We start from the raw sequence: 445 nt of genomic DNA on the forward strand, positions 1-445 counted from the left end.
GCTCGCCGCCGAGCGCACGCAAGGGCTTGCCCGGCAGCCGCGAGGCGGCGTAGCGGGCCGGGATGGCGACGACGAACGGCGGGACGGCGGCGCTCATGCCGCCACCGCGCTGGCGGCTGGAACGTCGATGGCGGCGGCAGGCGGGTGCGGGAACGGGGCGAATCCGGCCATGAATTGATCTTTCTCCGTCAATTATTGAGAATAGTTCGCATTCGCCACTCGACGACCGGACTGTCCCAGCACGCGTGCCGCTGCGACAGCCTCTGGCGCGACGACGGCGTTGCCTTCCGCCCATTCTATAGACCCCACCGATGAACCTCCCCGCCCGTTCGCTCCGACCCGCTGCGCCGCCCTCCTCCGCCACCACGCGCCACGCGCTGTGCCTGGTCATCGCCGCACTGCTGCTGCCGGCCGCGGCCGGCGCCGCCGAGGCCGTGGCGGGCGG

At 72.4% G+C, this 445-nt stretch carries 1 protein-coding gene; it reads right to left on the reverse strand.

Translation table 11 applies throughout. From position 1 onward, the window contains the following. On the reverse strand, positions 1-97 hold a 97-nt coding region (locus tag D183_RS27065), incomplete at its 3' end, for a cytidylyltransferase domain-containing protein (protein ID WP_441366593.1). Positions 98-445 lie beyond the last annotated feature (348 nt).

Source organism: Xanthomonas sp. SHU 199 (assembly GCF_000364665.1).
GTDB lineage: Bacteria > Pseudomonadota > Gammaproteobacteria > Xanthomonadales > Xanthomonadaceae > Xanthomonas_A > Xanthomonas_A sontii.